The 16,249-nt window shown below is 66.2% G+C and carries 18 protein-coding genes; 17 read left to right on the forward strand and 1 reads right to left on the reverse strand.

Annotated elements, in window-relative coordinates; all coding sequences use genetic code 11:
• Positions 1 to 5: 5 nt before the first annotated feature.
• The 10 genes from JLZ96_RS19995 to JLZ96_RS20040 all read left to right on the forward strand — a co-directional run bounded on the left by JLZ96_RS19995 (position 6) and on the right by JLZ96_RS20040 (position 8,297).
• Positions 6 to 959, forward strand: coding sequence for a Ppx/GppA phosphatase family protein (locus JLZ96_RS19995; RefSeq protein WP_032365208.1), 954 nt, complete (start codon positions 6 to 8; stop codon positions 957 to 959).
• Entirely contained in the window at positions 956 to 2,185 is a 1,230-nt protein-coding gene (locus tag JLZ96_RS20000) for a hypothetical protein (RefSeq protein ID WP_094652028.1), read from the forward strand. The genes JLZ96_RS19995 and JLZ96_RS20000 overlap by 4 nt, the downstream gene beginning before the upstream one ends.
• Before the next feature lie 12 nt (positions 2,186 to 2,197).
• A complete protein-coding gene (locus tag JLZ96_RS20005; RefSeq protein WP_032365210.1) occupies positions 2,198 to 3,040 on the forward strand; it encodes a sugar phosphate isomerase/epimerase in 843 nt (280 codons plus the stop codon).
• A 20-nt stretch (positions 3,041 to 3,060) separates the two neighbouring features.
• Positions 3,061 to 3,918, forward strand: a complete 858-nt coding sequence (locus JLZ96_RS20010; RefSeq protein ID WP_032369773.1) for a thioesterase family protein — start codon at positions 3,061 to 3,063, stop codon at positions 3,916 to 3,918.
• Between the two features lie 18 nt (positions 3,919 to 3,936).
• Complete coding sequence (gene proC, locus JLZ96_RS20015) at positions 3,937 to 4,752, forward strand: pyrroline-5-carboxylate reductase (RefSeq protein WP_027498355.1); 816 nt, start codon at positions 3,937 to 3,939, stop codon at positions 4,750 to 4,752.
• Between the two features lie 127 nt (positions 4,753 to 4,879).
• A complete protein-coding gene (locus JLZ96_RS20020; RefSeq protein ID WP_008713658.1) occupies positions 4,880 to 5,116 on the forward strand; it encodes a helix-turn-helix domain-containing protein in 237 nt (78 codons plus the stop codon).
• A 231-nt stretch (positions 5,117 to 5,347) separates the two neighbouring features.
• Entirely contained in the window at positions 5,348 to 5,449 is a 102-nt protein-coding gene (locus JLZ96_RS20025) for a 30S ribosomal protein bS22 (protein ID WP_003402602.1), read from the forward strand.
• Positions 5,450 to 5,615: 166 nt separating this feature from the next.
• Positions 5,616 to 6,743: an NAD-dependent epimerase/dehydratase family protein gene (locus JLZ96_RS20030; protein ID WP_228139283.1), complete on the forward strand. Its 1,128-nt coding sequence runs from the start codon at positions 5,616 to 5,618 to the stop codon at positions 6,741 to 6,743.
• On the forward strand, positions 6,740 to 7,789 hold the full coding sequence (locus tag JLZ96_RS20035) for a lysophospholipid acyltransferase family protein (protein WP_027498354.1): 1,050 nt from the start codon (positions 6,740 to 6,742) through the stop codon (positions 7,787 to 7,789). The genes JLZ96_RS20030 and JLZ96_RS20035 overlap by 4 nt, the downstream gene beginning before the upstream one ends.
• 19 nt (positions 7,790 to 7,808) lie before the next feature.
• The gene (locus tag JLZ96_RS20040) at positions 7,809 to 8,297 is read left to right on the forward strand and encodes a GNAT family N-acetyltransferase (RefSeq protein WP_032365213.1); all 489 of its coding nucleotides are present in this window, start codon (positions 7,809 to 7,811) and stop codon (positions 8,295 to 8,297) included.
• A gap of 18 nt (positions 8,298 to 8,315) precedes the next feature.
• Here JLZ96_RS20040 and JLZ96_RS20045 read toward each other — a convergent pair whose 3' ends face one another.
• A complete protein-coding gene (locus JLZ96_RS20045; protein ID WP_045840673.1) occupies positions 8,316 to 9,251 on the reverse strand; it encodes an HAD family phosphatase in 936 nt (311 codons plus the stop codon).
• A gap of 204 nt (positions 9,252 to 9,455) precedes the next feature.
• On the opposite strand from JLZ96_RS20045, the gene JLZ96_RS20050 reads away from it, so the two are divergent.
• The 7 genes from JLZ96_RS20050 to JLZ96_RS25050 all read left to right on the forward strand — a co-directional run bounded on the left by JLZ96_RS20050 (position 9,456) and on the right by JLZ96_RS25050 (position 16,249).
• Positions 9,456 to 9,737: a glutaredoxin family protein gene (locus JLZ96_RS20050; protein ID WP_027498351.1), complete on the forward strand. Its 282-nt coding sequence runs from the start codon at positions 9,456 to 9,458 to the stop codon at positions 9,735 to 9,737.
• A gap of 155 nt (positions 9,738 to 9,892) precedes the next feature.
• Positions 9,893 to 10,705 (forward strand): redox-sensing transcriptional repressor Rex, encoded by an 813-nt coding sequence (locus JLZ96_RS20055; RefSeq protein ID WP_201011094.1) that lies wholly within the window; start codon positions 9,893 to 9,895, stop codon positions 10,703 to 10,705.
• A complete protein-coding gene (locus JLZ96_RS20060) occupies positions 10,702 to 12,099 on the forward strand; it encodes a glutamyl-tRNA reductase (RefSeq protein ID WP_032390607.1) in 1,398 nt (465 codons plus the stop codon). The genes JLZ96_RS20055 and JLZ96_RS20060 overlap by 4 nt, the downstream gene beginning before the upstream one ends.
• Positions 12,096 to 13,055: a hydroxymethylbilane synthase gene (gene hemC / locus JLZ96_RS20065; RefSeq protein WP_094717287.1), complete on the forward strand. Its 960-nt coding sequence runs from the start codon at positions 12,096 to 12,098 to the stop codon at positions 13,053 to 13,055. The genes JLZ96_RS20060 and hemC overlap by 4 nt, the downstream gene beginning before the upstream one ends.
• A 159-nt stretch (positions 13,056 to 13,214) precedes the next feature.
• Entirely contained in the window at positions 13,215 to 14,777 is a 1,563-nt protein-coding gene (locus tag JLZ96_RS20070; RefSeq protein ID WP_027498347.1) for a bifunctional uroporphyrinogen-III C-methyltransferase/uroporphyrinogen-III synthase, read from the forward strand.
• A 93-nt stretch (positions 14,778 to 14,870) separates the two neighbouring features.
• Positions 14,871 to 15,845, forward strand: a complete 975-nt coding sequence (gene hemB / locus JLZ96_RS20075; protein WP_201011251.1) for a porphobilinogen synthase — start codon at positions 14,871 to 14,873, stop codon at positions 15,843 to 15,845.
• Complete coding sequence (locus JLZ96_RS25050; RefSeq protein ID WP_236254176.1) at positions 15,842 to 16,249, forward strand: hypothetical protein; 408 nt, start codon at positions 15,842 to 15,844, stop codon at positions 16,247 to 16,249. The genes hemB and JLZ96_RS25050 overlap by 4 nt, the downstream gene beginning before the upstream one ends.

The following is a 16,249-nucleotide window of genomic DNA, read 5'->3' on the forward strand; positions in this document are numbered from 1 at the left end:
GGGTTGTGCGATTAGGGGTGCTCGACGTCGGTAGCAACACGGTGCATCTGCTCGTAGTGGACGCACACCGTGGCGCACACCCGACGCCGATGAGCTCGAGCAAGGCGACGTTGCGCCTGTCGGAGAACACCGACGCGTTCGGCAACATCACTCCTGCGGGTGCCGATCGGCTCGTCGACGAGGTGCGTGAGTTCGCCGCCATCGCCGCCCGGTCGGGTTGCAGTGAACTGATGGCGTTCGCCACCTCCGCGGTGCGCGACGCCTACAACTCCGACGACGTTCTCGCGCGTGTTCTCGCCGAGACCGGAGTGGCCCTGGAAACCCTGTCGGGCGTGGACGAGGCCAGATTGACGTTCCTGGCCGTGCGCCGCTGGTACGGCTGGAGCGCCGGGCGCATCCTCGGACTCGACATCGGCGGCGGATCGCTGGAACTGACCAGCGGCAGCGACGAGAATCCCGACGTGGCGTTCTCCCTGCAGCTCGGTGCCGGTCGCCTCACCCGGGACTGGCTCGACGAGGATCCTCCGGGAAAGCGTCGTATCGCCGTGCTTCGTGACTGGTTGGATGCCGAACTCGCGACACCGGCCAAGGAACTGTTGGCTGCGGGCGACGCGGACCGCGCGGTGGGAACGTCGAAGACATTTCGTTCGTTGGCTCGCTTGACCGGTGCTGCGCCTTCCGCGGCCGGTCCGCGAGTGACGAGAACGCTGACGGCGAGCGGTCTGAGGCAACTCATCGCGTTCATATCGCGGATGACGGCCGCCGACCGTGCAGAATTGGAAGGCATCAGTGCCGACAGGTCACCACAACTGGTGGCCGGGGCGCTGGTAGCGGAGGCGAGCATGCGGGCACTGTCGGTGGAGTCACTCGAGATCTGTCCGTGGGCGCTGAGGGAAGGTTTGATTTTGAGGAAGCTGGACACCGAAGCCGACGGCGATCTGGTGGGGAGTTCGAGATGAGCGACGCCAACCCGGAAGACACCGGGCAGATCTCGGTCGCCGAGCTGTTGGCCAGAAACGGCCAGAAGACCAACTTGACGGCAGGAGGGCGACGCCGACGAGGCGTCAAGGGCGGCATCTCCGTGGCCGAACTGACCGGGGAGATTCCCGTCGTTCGTGACGAACCCGGCGACCGCAGCGCACCCGTCGTCGACGAGCCGCGGGACGAAGCTCCCGATACCGCTGCGAACGAGCCCACGAGCAGTGCATCCGACGGCAACACGACCGCGGCGTCCACGCCGCAACCGGCCCGGCCCCAGAGCACCCGCCCGACCCCGTACCAACCGGCAGGCAAGCGCGACAAGCAGCAGCCCGAACCGGAACTGCTGTCGGGCTCCACGACCGTCGCCGGAGACCTGCTCAATCGATCGCACGACGACACCGCGCGCGGGTTGCGGCCCGCTGCTCCTGCCGCGCAGGGATCGGAGCGACGCCCGTACGGGGCGACCCAGGCCGAGCAGGGACGGGCCCGCCGATCGGCGGGATTCCAGCCGCCGCGTTCGACCGAATCCGCGGAACCCAAGACCGACGTCACCTCGCGTGCGCCGCTCGTGGAGAGCCCACATGCCGCTCTCGTCGAGGTGGACGACCTGGCGAAGACCGCGGTCACCCCGCGCATCACGCGCGACAACGAGGTCGACGACAAGAAGACCGCCGACAAAAAGACCGCTGTTAAGAAGATCGCGGACGAGAAGGCCACTGACGAATCGGCCGACGAGGCCGGCACTCAGGTCATACCCGAGGTGGTCGACCTCACGAAGCCGACCACCGACGACGACCCTGCCGACTCGACGACCGCCGACCCGAAGACCGCCGACACCGCGAGTACCGGCTCGCGTGCCGATCGTCGCAAGTCGGCGAGTAAGGACACGGCGAGCAAGGACACGGGAAGCAAGGACAAGTCCCCGGTCAAGGGCAAGGGCGGCGCGGTTCGGCAGTGGCTGGTGCTCATCGGGCAGGCAGTGGTGTCGATCGTCGTCGGTGCGCTGCTGTTCAAGGGCTTCGAGCAGCTGTGGGACGTGTTGCCATGGGTGGCACTGGTGCTGTCGGTGCTGGTCATCGTCGGTCTTGTCGCCGTGGTGAGGATTCTCCGGCGTACCGATGATCTGGTCTCGATCGTCATTGCCATAGCCGTCGGTGTGTTCGTCACGCTCGGTCCGTTGGCCTTCCAGCTCAGTACCGGCTGAGTTTCGACAACGATGGCGGCGAAGCGAATCAAAGTCGGATTGTCCACGGCCTCGGTGTACCCGCAGAACACCGAGGCAGCGTTTCGCTATGCCGCCGATCTGGGTTACGACGGCGTCGAACTGATGGTGTGGGCCGAATCGATCAGTCAGAACGTCGATGCGGTGGCTGCGCTGTCACGTGAGTACTCGATACCGGTGCAGGCCATCCATGCGCCGTGTCTGCTGATCTCACAGCGGGTGTGGGGATCGGATCCGATCGTCAAACTGGCCCGGTCGGTCGAAGTGGCCGAGAAGCTGGGTTCGGCGACCGTCGTCGTGCATCCGCCGTTCCGCTGGCAGCGCAAGTACAGCGACGGATTCGCCGATCAGGTGGCGGAACTGGAATCGAACTCCCACGTCGTGGTCGCGGTGGAGAACATGTTCCCGATGCGTGCCGACAGATTCTTCGGGCGCAAGGAGAAATCCGCCCAACGGCTGGAACGACGCGGAGGCCCGGGAGCGGCCCTGTCGGCGTTCTCGCCGTCGTACGACCCGACCGACGTCGGTCACGGCCACTACACACTCGACCTCTCGCACACCGCGACCGCAGGCTCGGACGCACTCGAGATGCTCGACCGGATGGGCGACGGGATAGCGCACCTGCATCTGGCCGACGGCCGCGGCGCGTCCGTGGACGAGCATCTGATCCCGGGGCACGGCAGCCAGCCCTGCGCCCAGGTCTGCACCGAACTGGTGCGGCGAGGATTCGACGGTCAAGCCGTCATCGAGATCAACACTCAGAATGCGCGCACGGTGCCCGAGCGTTCGTCGATGCTGGACCAGGCGCTGCAGTTCGCCCGCGCACACCTGTCCTGACTGCCGGTAAGTTGTCCGGAATGAGTTCCACCAGCCCGTTCCGGGCCGCAACCACACTGGTCCCACTCGACGTCTCCGCAGACACGGCGTCCTTCGCCGGTGCGATCGATTCCACCTGGACCATCGGCCCCAAAGTGCACGGCGGGGCGATGCTCGCCATCTGCGCGGCCGCGGCGCGTCAGCAGATCGTGCTGATCGACCCGGCCCAGGTCGAGATCCAGCCTTTGGCCGTCAGCGTCAGCTATCTGGCCGCGCCCGACCCAGGCGAAGTGGCGCTCACGACGATCGTGCGCAAGCGCGGCAGGCAGGTCTCGCACGTCGACGTCGAGCTGACTCAGGCCGGACGCGTCGCAGTGCGGGCGGTGGTCACCCTCGGTCGGCCCGACTCGGAGGAACCGAACCACGAAACCCCGTTGTCGCTGACGTCGATGGCCGCGGAGCCTCCTGCGGACACCCTCGCGGTGGCAGGCGATCACCCCATGGCGTCGATCGTGCACGTCGCCAAGGGCTGCGAGATGCGGATCGAACCGTCGTCGGCATCGTTTCTCACCGGTCAGCAGGGTGAGGCCGAAATTCGACTGTGGGTGCGCCCCTTCGCGGGCGACGAAGCCGACGCCGACACGTCGGTGCTCTTCGCGTTGATGGCAGGCGACATCTCGGCCCCGGTGACGATGAACCGCGGAATGTTCGGCTGGGCACCGACGGTCCAGCTGACGACATATCTGCGTCGCCGCCCGGCTCCGGGGTGGCTGCGAGTGGCAGCGACCAGCTCCGTCATCGGCAGCACCTGGTTCGAGGAGGACCACCTGATACTCGACTCGACCGGTGCCGTGGTGGTGCAGAGCCGACAGTTGGCGATGGTGCCGCGCTCGAACTGACATGGCAGGCTTGGCCGTATGACGAGAATTGCAGTGATCGGTGGCGGACGGATCGGCGAGGCATTGATTGCGGGACTCCTCGAGGCCGGTCATGCCGTGCGCGACCTCGTGGTCGCCGAGAAGTCCGAGCCGCGCGCCAAAGAGATCGCGAAGGACTTCGGAGTGCTGACCGCCAGTGTCGCCGACGCGGCCGAGGGAGCCGACGTCATCGTGCTGGCGGTCAAGCCGGCCGACGTCGAGGGCGCACTGAATCAGATCACCAAGATCGAGCTCGACGGTGACCGCGAACAACTCATCGTCTCGCTCGCCGCTGGCGTGCCCACCGCCAAATTCGAGCCCAAGCTCCCCGCCGGATTCCCGGTCGTACGGGTCATGCCCAACACCCCCATGCTGGTGGGGGAGGGCGTCAGTGTGCTGGCCCCGGGGAAGTACGCCCGCGCCGAGCACCTCGAGCTCGTGCGCTCCATCCTGTCGGCCGTCGGCAAGGTCGTCGTCGTCAAGGAACATCAGCTCGACGCGGTGACGGCCGTGTCCGGGTCCGGTCCGGCCTATTTCTTCCTGGTCGCCGAGGCCATGATCGACGCGGGAGTGGGCCTGGGATTGAGCCGGGATGTCGCGTCTGCACTCGTCGCACAGACGATGGTGGGGTCGGGAGCGATGCTGGATCGCTCGGACGAGTCCGCCAGCGAGCTTCGGTATGCCGTGACCTCCCCGGGCGGAACGACCGCCGCGGCGGTACGCGAATTGGAGCGAAACGGCCTCCGAGCTGCATTTTTCGATGCTCTCGGTGCAGCCAACGCCCGATCGATTGAGATGGGCATCACAGCAGAATAAAAAATCTTTTCCCCACACCCGTCGCAGTAACCCCATCTGTCCCTATAGGCTCGGGGGCAGCACGTGCGTGTCTGTTCGGCAGGAGGGGAAGCCTGCCGCATGAGACGTGCCGGAGGTAAGTGGATTGATGGCGTCTATAAACAAGCCGTCCAAGGGTTCGTCCCCGGACGGTCAACCGGCTCTGGCCGGAACACAGTTCCTCACTGTCGCCGAGGTGGCGACTCTGATGAGAGTTTCGAAAATGACCGTGTACCGACTGGTGCACGGCGGAGAGCTGCCCGCAGTACGGGTGGGTCGATCTTTTCGTGTGCACGCCAAGGCGGTACACGACTATCTCGAGACCTCGTATTTCGACGCAGGCTAGTGCACGTAGCTAGGTCGTAAGACCGGGCCGGTTTCGTAAGTCACGGCTCACACCGGTAGGATTGGCGTTCGTCGTGCCAGCCAGCCGGTGTGCAGCCGTGGGCGAGTACGTGGCCCCAGCGCCAGCTCGGTGACCAAGGTTGTTGGCTCGAAGCCTTCGGGCTTGGTTGTCAGGTAGGCGTACGCAAACGGCGTGCGCGAAAACGCTAGAGAAGAACGTGAGGACACCCGCATGGGTTCAGTGATCAAGAAGCGTCGCAAGCGCATGTCGAAGAAGAAGCACCGCAAGCTGCTTCGTCGTACCCGCGTGCAGCGCAGGAAACTCGGCAAATAAGCCTGCCGTCATCTGCTTCACGGCCGAGCCCGTCACCATCGGTGGCGGGCTCTGCTCGTTCGAAGGCGAGTGGCTCCTTGCCTTTCGGACCTCCTTTCCTTTCAGACCTCGCGGAAACCTGTCGATCCAGTAGGCTCGGCACGGGAGCCGAAGTTGGGGAGGCGCAGTGAGTCCGAGCGATCGTGGTGTTGCCGCGCCCCGAGTGGTGCTCGTGACCGGTGCCAGTCGATTCCTCGGCGGATACCTCGTCACCCGGCTCGCTCAGAACCCTCGCATCGAACGTGTCATCGCCGTCGACGAGAAATCTCCGAGCAAAGATCTGCTGCGACGTATGGGTCGCGCCGAATTCGTTCGTGCCGACATTCGAAACCCGTTGATCGGCAAGGTGATTCGTAACGCCGGCGTCGATACCGTCGTGCATGCGGCCACGGTCGCCAAGCCCCCGAAATCCGGCGGTCGCGCGACGATGAAAGACCTCAACGTCATCGGAGCCATGCAGCTGTTCGCGGTGTGCCAGAAGTCGCCGACCGTGGAGAAGGTGGTCCTGCGGTCGTCGTCCTCGGTGTACGGATGCAGCGCCAAGGATCCGGTGAAATTCACCGAGGAGATGAGTGCCCGACGCCCACCGAGCGGCGCGTACGCCAAGGACACCATCGACATCGAGGGCTACATTCGCGGACTCGGTCGTCGTCGCCCGGATATCGCGGTATCGATCCTGCGTATGGCCCCACTGATCGGCCCGCGGCTCAACGGCACCATCTCCCGGTACATGACGTCACCCCTCATTCCGAGCATTGTCGGACGCGACGCGCGCATGCAGCTGTTGCACGAGGAGGACGCCCTCGCGGCTCTCGAACGCGCGACCATCGGCGGGCCGGCAGGCACGTTCAACATCGGTGCCGACGGCACCATCATGCTCTCGCAGGCCATTCGACGTGCCGGCCGTGTGCAGGTTCCGGTGCCGTTTCCACTGTTCAAGAGCGTGGGGCGGGCGCTCATGGGCGGGATGATGCGCGAATTCACGACCGAGCAACTCGATTACTTCCATTTCGGCTGCGGGCTGGACACCACGCGGATGCGGTCCGTGCTCGGGTTCGAGCCTCGGTGGACCACAGTCCAGGCGTTCGACGACTTCGTGCGCGGCGCGGCTCTTCGGCCGGTCGTCCGAACCGAGTGGGTCGACGCCATCGAGAATCGGCTGCTCGGGGCCGTCGACACGGGGGCGTCCGCGGCGCGCGTACTGGCCTCGCTCGGCAGTGCCGACACGGCGCGAGAATCCGGAGCGGACAGGTGAGCGACGTGGCCAAAGTCATTCCCTTGCACGGCGGCGCGTCCGCCCGGTCCGCCCGCGCCGCGCAGGGTTCACGCGAGCGGCACCCATCGGCCTACGCCGATCCACGTGAGCCGACGCCGCTGGTGGACCCGACCCCCGCCGCTTCTGCGGCCACGATCGCCGCAGAAGCGGCACCCGTGCTGTCGATGATCGACGACACCAAGACCGCGATCGTCGACCAGATCTCCTCGGTCGCCGAGTTCGTGCGTCGACGCCTGGCCGGCGACTACAGCGTCGACGAGTTCGGCTACGACCCGCACTTCGCCGATGCCGTGTGGCTGCCGCTGCTGCGTCCGCTGTTCGACAAATGGTTCCGCGTCGAGGTCAAGGGCATCGAGAACATCCCCGCCGAGGGAGGTGCGCTCGTCGTGGCCAACCACGCCGGAGTCGTACCGGTCGACGCGCTGATGACGTCGGTTGCCGTGCGCGATCATCACCCTGCCCACCGGCCGTTGCGAATGTTGGCTGCCGACATGGCATTCGAGATGCCCGGCGTCGGCACGATCGCCCGCAAGGCCGGGCATACGCTGGCGTGCAATCCCGACGCGGAGCGGCTGCTGCGCACCGGGGAAGTTGCCGCCGTGTTCCCGGAGGGCTTCAAGGGCATCGGCAAACCGTTCAGTGAGCGGTACAAGTTGCAGCGGTTCGGCCGCGGCGGCTTCGTCTCGGCTGCGCTGCGAACGGGTGCGCCGATCATTCCGTGCTCCATCGTCGGATCCGAGGAGATCTACCCGAAGATCGGCGACATCGCCCCGCTGGCACGACTGATGGGGATGCCGTACTTCCCGGTGACACCGTTCTTCCCGCATCTCGGGCCGCTGGGCCTGATTCCGTTGCCGTCGAAGTGGTACATCGAGTTCGGCAAGCCCATTCACACCGACTCCTACGACGCCACCGCGTTCGAGGATCCGATGGTGCTCTTCGAGCTGACCGACCACGTGCGCGAAACCATTCAGCACACGCTGTACCGACTGCTTGCCAAGAGACGCAACGTCTTTCTCGGATAGCTCGGGTTATCCTCTGCCAGTGCATATTCGCGACACCACGGTAGAAGACCTCCCAGACATTCTCGACATCCACAACGATGCGGTCGCCAACACCACCGCCATCTGGGACGAGGAACAGGTGGACCTCGCCGATCGCACAGCGTGGTTCGAGGGACGGATCGCTGCCGGGTACCCGGTACTCACCGCGGAGGTCGACGGCCGGGTCGCCGGCTACGCGTCGTACGGCCAGTGGCGAGTCAAGAGCGGCTATCGGCACTCGGTGGAACATTCGGTGTACATCCACCGCGACTTCTATCGCCGCGGCCTGGCCAGTGCCCTGCTGAGCGAATTGATCGACCGGGCCCGAGGCGGCGACATCCACGTGCTGGTGGGGTTCATCGAATCCGAGAACACCACGTCCATTGCACTGCACGAGAAGTTCGGATTCGTTCGCGTCGGACAGATGCCGGAGGTGGGGGTCAAGTTCGGGCGCTGGCTGGACCTGACCCTGATGCAACTGACGCTCTGACCCGACGGGCGAGCGAGGTCAGGCCTTGCGGCGACCGATCACCGCGGCGAGACCGCCGCCCACCGCGCCCAGGGCCAGCGCAGTGGGAACGCCGATCTTGGCGGCCTTGCGTCCGGTGCGATAGTCGCGAATTTCCCAGCCGCGGTTCTTCGCCAGCTCACGCAGGTCCGGATCGGGGTTGATCGCGACGGCAGTACCGACGAGCGAAAGCATCGGCACGTCGTTGTGGCTGTCCGAATACGCGGTGCACCGCTTCAGGTTGAGGCCTTCTCGTACGGCCAACGACCGCACCGCATGAGCTTTGCCGATGCCGTGCAGGATGTCGCCGACGAGACGGCCGGTGAAGACGCCGTCCTTACTCTCGGCGACAGTTCCCAGCGCGCCCGTCAGGCCCAGCCGCTTGGCGATGATCTGCGCCAGTTCGAGGGGAGTGGCGGTGACCAGCCACACCTGCTGACCTGCGTCGAGGTGCATCTGGGCGAGGGCACGGGTGCCCGCCCAGATCTTGTCGGCGATCATCTCGTCGTAGATTTCCTCGCCGAGCCGGCTCAGCTCGGCAGTGGGACGACCGGTGATGAACGAGAGCGCCTTCTCGCGGCCACTGGCCACGTCCTCGCTGTTCTCCTTGCCGCTGACCCTGAATTTGACTTGCTGCCAAGCGAATTGGGCGACGTCGCCCGTGGTGAAGTACTTTCGGGCGGCGAGTCCGCGCGCGAAGTGGATGATCGATGCGCCCTGGACCATGGTGTTGTCCACGTCGAAGAAGGCGGCTGCGGTCAGATCGCGGGGAACCGCTCCCTCGGACTCGACCTGCAGGGCGAGAGCGGCATCGGCGCTCGCTTCACCCGCGACGTTGGCGCGGACCTCCGCATCGGACGGGCCGAACGGATTGCGAATCCGGCGAATACGCCGCTTGCGCTGCTTGTCCCCGTCCGGATCGTTCGTGTCGACCATGTCGACATCGGGCGTGTCCTCGATCGGCAGGTCTGTGCCCCCGTCAGTCACCACGTCCACCTCCCTCGCCAGTACGTCACTCGCAGCCTAATGCGTGCGTCCGACACGAGCGTCGCACGACGGCACCTACCGACGATGAACAGTTCCCGTCGCACCGCGCAGCTGTGACCTTCGTCTCTGTTGCCGGCATGTCAGAGTGGACGGATGGAAACGACTCCGTCCGGCGTGGCACTTCTCACCCGCGCAGGCTGCCATTCCTGCACCCACGCGTCCGCGGTGCTGCACGAGGTGTGCGCCGAATTCGGCGTCGCCGTGACGGTCATCGACGTGGACGAGGCCGCGGCCGAATCGCCTGACCTGCGCGCGGAGTACGGGGATCGAGTGCCCGTGGTGCTACTCGACGGTGTCGAGCACAGTTACTGGGAGGTCGACGTGCCCCGATTGCGGGCCGATCTGGGCCGGGCAGGGCACCCTAAGAACGTGTGATTGCTCTCCGTGTGCAGGTGAGGGCCGGTATGCGCAACTTTGTTCATTCGTTCACAAGCAGTTACCGTGGTGTGAACAGCATTCGTGAAATAGACACGAACGCAGGATCAGCGTGAAGACCGGCATCGACGCCGTTCGGACGAGGAGCCCCAGACGTGACCGAAGAGCGCCCGTCGCCCAGCGGCGTAGAGCGGGTCATCCCTCAGGCTACGGTCACTCGTCTGGCGACATACCTGCGGGTCCTCTCGATCCTTGCAGACGAAGGCGTTCTCATCGTCTCGAGTGAAGAGCTTGCCACCGCAGCAGGCGTCGGATCAGCGAAATTGCGCAAAGATCTCTCGTTCCTCGGACCCAACGGTGTGCGCGGAGTCGGTTACGACGTCGCGCGCCTGCGCGCCAAGATCGACAGTGCTCTCGGGCTCGACCGTGGCCACCGCGTCGTACTGGCCGGTGTGGGCAACCTCGGTCAGGCTCTCGCCGGATACGGCGGCTTCGCACGTCGCGGATTCACCATGGTCGGCCTGTTCGACATCGACCCCGCGCGAGTCGGCACCGAAGTCGAGGGACTCACTGTTCGGCATATCGACGAGCTCGAAGACGCCTGCCGCGAACTCGAGGCGACCATCGGTGTCATCGCCACTCCCGACGAGGCCGTCCATCAGGTGGCGGGCCGGTTCGTTTCGGGCGGAGTCGAGTGCATCCTGAGCTTCTCGCCGATGGTGCTCGACGTCCCCGACCACGTCGAGGTACGCCGAGTGGACCTGGCCGTCGAGATGCAGGTTCTGTCCTTCAACAGCTCCCGCAACGTGTCCGGGCCGACGATCGTGACAGCCCCGGTGTCGACGCCCGTGTCGGCGTCACCACTGCCTTCCACCTCGCGTCTGGGTCGCAGTCACGGCCCGCGCATCGCCGGTAATCCAAGCCCAGTCAACAGTTCGACAAGAAACGGATCGGTGATTGCACCGTGAGTGTCCTTCTCGTCGGGATATCGCACCGTAGCGCTCCCGTCGCAGTCCTCGAGCGTGTCGCCATCACGGACACCGATCGCCCGAAACTGACCGACAAACTGATGGCCAGCGGAAACATCTCCGAGGTCATGGTGGTCTCCACGTGCAACCGGGTCGAGATCTACGCGGTCGTCGATGCGTTCCACGGCGCACTGACCGCCGTCGGCGAAGTTCTCGGTGAGCACTCCGGCCTCGAAATCGCCGACCTGACCAAGCACGCCTACGTTCGGTACAGCGAGGCAGCTGTCGAGCACCTGTTCGCCGTGGCCAGTGGCCTGGACTCGATGGTCATCGGAGAGCAGCAGATCCTCGGCCAGATTCGATCGGCCTACGCCGCCTCGGACGGTCAGCAGGCATCGGGCCGCGTCATGCACGAACTCGCGCAGCAGGCCCTCCGAGTCGGCAAGCGCGTGCACAGCGAAACCGGCATCGACGCCGCCGGAGCCTCGGTGGTGTCCGTCGCTCTCGACCGCGCCGCAGACGTGTTCGGCGGCTCGCTCCGCGGCCGCACCGCGGTGGTCCTCGGCGCAGGAGCGATGGGCGGACTCGCCGTCGCACACCTGGGCCGGGCCGGAATCGAGGCGCTGACCGTCGTCAACCGCACCCGCGAACGAGCCGACCACCTGGCCGAGAACGCCGTCTCGAACGGAATCACCGCCTCCTCGGTCGCGCTCGAGAACCTGGCCGACGCAGTGGCCGCCGCCGACATCCTCGTCACCTGTACCGGTGCGGTGGGGGCCGTCGTCTCCATCGCCGACGCCCACCTCGCACTCGCCCGCCGCGACGCAGACCGGCCGCTCGTGATCTGCGACCTGGGACTGCCGCGCGACGTCGACCCGGCCGTCTCCGGTCTGCCGGGCATCACCGTCTTCGACATGGAATCCCTGCAGCGCGACCCCGCTGCCGGAGCTGCCGCGAACGACGCGTCGGCCGCACGCGAGATCGTTTCCAACGAGCTCTCGGGTTACCTTGCGGGACAACGACTTGCCGAGGTCACCCCCACCGTCACAGCGCTGCGCCAGCGCGCCGCCGAGGTGGTCGAAGGGGAACTGCTGCGGCTCGAGTCGCGGCTGCCCGGGCTCGACTCCCCGCAGCGTGACGAAGTGGCCCGCACCGTGCGCCGCGTCGTCGACAAGTTGCTGCATTCACCGACGGTGCGCGTCAAGCAGCTCGCCAGCACTCCCGGCGGAGATTCCTATGCTGCGGCGCTGCGCGAATTGTTCGAGCTCAGCCCCGGTTCGGTCGAGGCCGTGGCGACTCCCATGGAAATCGGTTCCCTGGAGTTGGTCGACGACTTCACGGCAAGCCGTACCGATCTTCGCCCCGGAACCACCGCCGAGGGGGATCAGGAATGACCGGCGTCGTCAAGATCGGTACTCGCGGAAGCCTTCTCGCGACCACTCAGGCCGATACGGTTCGGGTGGCTCTCGCAGCGGCGGGAGTCGAAGCCGAACTGGTGATCGTCAAGACCGCGGGCGACCTGTCGGCAGCACCGGTGCAGACCATCGGCGTCGGGGTGTTCACCGCGGCGTTGCGTGAGGCCCTGGCCGACGGCACCGTCGACATAGCAGTGCACTCGTACAAGGATCTGCCGACCGCCGCCGACGAGCGCTTCACCATCGCTGCCATTCCGGCGCGTGAAGATCCCCGAGATGCACTGGTGGCCCGCGACGGGCTCGTGCTCGGTGAGCTGCCCGCCGACGCGAAGGTGGGTACCTCCGCACCCCGCCGAATTGCTCAATTGCGTGCTCTCGGACAGGGATTGGACGTTCGACCCCTGCGTGGCAACCTCGACACCCGCATCGGCAAGGTGGCCTCGGGTGAGCTCGACGCCGTCATTGTCGCGCGGGCGGGACTGGCCCGTATCGGCAGGTTGGACGTCGTCACCGAAGCGCTGGATCCGGTGCAGTTGCTGCCGGCACCCGCGCAGGGGGCACTGGCCGTCGAATGTCGCAGTGGCGACACCGATCTCGCCACCTCCATCGCCACACTGGACGATGCACATTCGCGGGCCGCAGTGGCCGCCGAACGCGGATTGCTCGCCGAACTCGAAGCCGGCTGCACCGCGCCGGTGGGTGCCATCGCCGAGGTCGTCGAGTCCATCGACGAGGACGGCCGCATCTTCGACGAGTTGTCGCTGCGCGGCTGCGTTGCGGCCATCGACGGCAGCGACACCATTCGCGCGTCGATCGTCGGGTCACCCGACCGGGCCGAGGAACTGGGCCGCGAACTGGCCCGCGAACTACTCGATCTCGGTGCACGCGAACTCGTTTCGGTCACCGAACCAGCACAGGGCGGATCTCATGTCTAGGGCAATAACGGCACCCGTTCGCGGACGCGCCAAACGCGCGGCGACCCGTCCCGTAGTGCGAAGAGAGTCGATCGCCACTGCCCGGCTGATTCCCAAACGGGGCACCGCAACCCCGATAGAACTGCAGTACCCACACAAGACAGCACTGGAGAACAACCGATGAGCCCAGTCCGCAAGAACACCAACGGACGGATCCTGTTCGTGGGATCCGGGCCCGGTGACCCGGCTCTGCTCACGGTCCGGGCACGGGAAGTGCTCGGAGCGGCCGAGCTCGCTTTCACCGATCCCGACGTCGACAAGGGTGTCACCGCTCTCGTCGGTGCCGACGTCCCTCGCGATGCCGAGACGGGTGAGAACGGGGTCGAGGTGCGCCCGGCACTGGGCGAGCCCGCCGAGGTCGCCAAAACCCTTCTCGCCGAAGCCAAGAACGGCCACGATGTGGTGCGTCTGGTCTCGGGAGATCCGCTGACCACCGACTCGGTGATCGCCGAGGTCAGTGCCGTGGCCCGCACTCACGTGCCGTTCGAGGTGCTGCCCGGTCTGCCTTCGGGCTCCGCGGTACCCAGTTACGCAGGCATGGCGCTCGGCTCCGGCCACACCGAAGCGGACGTTCGCGGCGAGGTCGACTGGGCTGCACTCGCGGCTGCTCCCGGCCCGCTGGTGTTGCACGCCACGGCGGGGCACCTGGCCGAAACCGCCAGTGCCCTCGTCGAACACGGCCTGGCACCGCAGACACCTGCAGCCATCACCGTGCGCGGCACCACCCGTCAGCAGCGCACCGTCGAGGCAACACTGGCCACCCTCAACGACGCGGGATCCGAGCTCGTCGGATCTCTGGTGGTTACCGTCGGCAAGGTCGTCTCCGGACGAAACAAGATGTCCTGGTGGGAGTCTCGCGCACTGTACGGCTGGACCGTGCTGGTGCCGCGCACCAAGGATCAGGCCGGCGAGATGAGCGATCGCCTCGTCACGCACGGTGCCATCCCCATCGAAGTTCCGACCATCGCCGTCGAGCCCCCGCGCAGCCCGGCTCAGATGGAACGGTCCGTCAAGGGCCTGGTCGACGGCCGCTACCAGTGGGTCGTGTTCACCTCGACCAACGCCGTTCGCGCGGTGTGGGAGAAGTTCGAGGAATTCGGCCTGGACGCGCGTGCGTTCTCCGGCGTCAAGATCGCCTGTGTCGGTGAGGCAACCGCGGCCAAGGTGCGCTCGTTCGGCATCAATCCCGAACTCGTTCCGTCGGGAGAGCAGAGCTCGCTCGGACTGCTCGAGGACTTCCCGCCGTACGACGAGGTCTTCGACCCGGTCAATCGAGTTCTGTTGCCGCGCGCCGACATTGCTACCGAGACGCTCGCCGAAGGGCTGCGCGAACGCGGCTGGGAGATCGACGACGTCACGGCCTACCGCACCGTCCGGGCAGCGCCGCCCCCCGCCGAGACCCGCGAGATGATCAAGACCGGTGGATTCGACGCGGTGTGCTTCACCTCGAGCTCCACCGTGCGGAACCTGGTCGGCATCGCAGGTAAGCCGCATGCTCGCACGCTCGTGGCATGCATCGGCCCGAAGACTGCCGAGACGGCCGTCGAGTTCGGTCTGCGCGTGGACGTGCAGCCGGAGTCGGCTCAGGTCGGACCGCTGGTCGAGGCACTGGCAGAACACGCGGCTCGGCTGCGGGCCGAGGGTGCACTGCCGCCACCGCGCAAGAAGTCACGCAGGCGGTAAGAAGTCACGCAGGCGCTGAATGCGCCTCGTGCGCGTTGTGCGTAGCTCCGGCTACACACAACGCGCACGACGAACCAAGTGAGGCAGGTTCGCTTGTTCCCCACCGACCGTCCCCGACGCCTTCGCCGCACTCCGGCACTGCGCCGCCTCGTGGCCGAAACGTCGCTGCAGCCACGGCATCTGGTGTTGCCGATGTTCGTCGCCGACGGCATCTCCGAGCCCCGCGCGATCAGCTCGATGCCCGGAGTGTCCCAGCACACGCTGGACTCGCTGAGCAGGGCAGCCGAGGAAGCAGTCGCAGCCGGTGTCGGCGGCGTGATGTTGTTCGGTGTCCCCAAGGTCGAGGACAAGGACGAGAACGGTTCGGGGGCAACGGATCCGGACGGAATCCTCAACCGAGGCCTGGCCCGTCTGAAAGCCGATCTCGGTGACTCGACGGTCATCATGGCCGACACCTGCCTCGACGAGTTCACCTCGCACGGCCACTGCGGTGTGCTGAGCGAGAACGGCTCGATCGACAACGACGCGACGTTGCTGCGGTACGTCGACATGGCCGTCGCGCAGGCGGAATCCGGAGCGCACCTGCTCGGGCCGAGCGGCATGATGGACGGCCAGGTCGGTGCCATTCGTGCTGGACTCGATGCGGCCGGTCACGTCGAGGTGGGGCAGCTGGCGTATTCGGCAAAGTACGCGTCTGCGTTCTACGGACCGTTTCGTGAAGCGGTCGGCTCGTCGCTGCAGGGTGACCGTCGGACGTATCAGCAGGACGCGGCCAACCGCCGTGAGGCGACCCACGAGGTCGAGCTCGATCTTGACGAGGGTGCCGACATGGTGATGGTCAAGCCGGCGATGTCGTATCTGGACATTCTCCGCGACGTGGCCGAGATGTCACCGGTTCCGGTTGCGGCGTACCAGATTTCGGGGGAGTATGCCATGATCACCGCCGCTGCCCAGAACGGGTGGATCGACCGGGACGCCGCGGTCCTCGAATCGCTCGTCGGCATCAGGCGCGCCGGTGCAGATGTCGTACTGACCTACTGGGCAACCGAAGTGGCGGGCTGGCTGTGAACGATTTTCCTCCGAGCAACAACGCGGACGGTAGCAATCCTGACAGCAACGTGCCGAACAATCCTCCGTTGCAACCGGACTGGCAGCGCTGGGAGCTCGAACACGGCTTCCCTCAGTCCGGTCCCGAGCTCGAGCCGTCCGCTCGCCCGGCACCGGTGGATGTGGAGACTGCCCGGCACCTGTGGTGGGGAGTTGCGCTGATCGGTGCGATCTCGGCGCTGTACTCGGTGTGGACGCTGTTCGGCGCACGCGCGGAATTCGCGCAGTCTCTGCTCGACGACCTCGCAGCACAGGGTGCGGCGGCGGACATGACCGTCGAGTCCACGCAGTCGATGGTGACGGTGATGCTCGTCGTGACGCTGTTCGTCGTCGTGGATTCGGTGCCCTGTTCCTGTTCTGGGTGA

It is taken from the genome of Rhodococcus sp. NKCM2511 (genome assembly GCF_014905595.1).
Taxonomy (GTDB): Bacteria; Actinomycetota; Actinomycetes; order Mycobacteriales; family Mycobacteriaceae; genus Rhodococcoides; species Rhodococcoides fascians.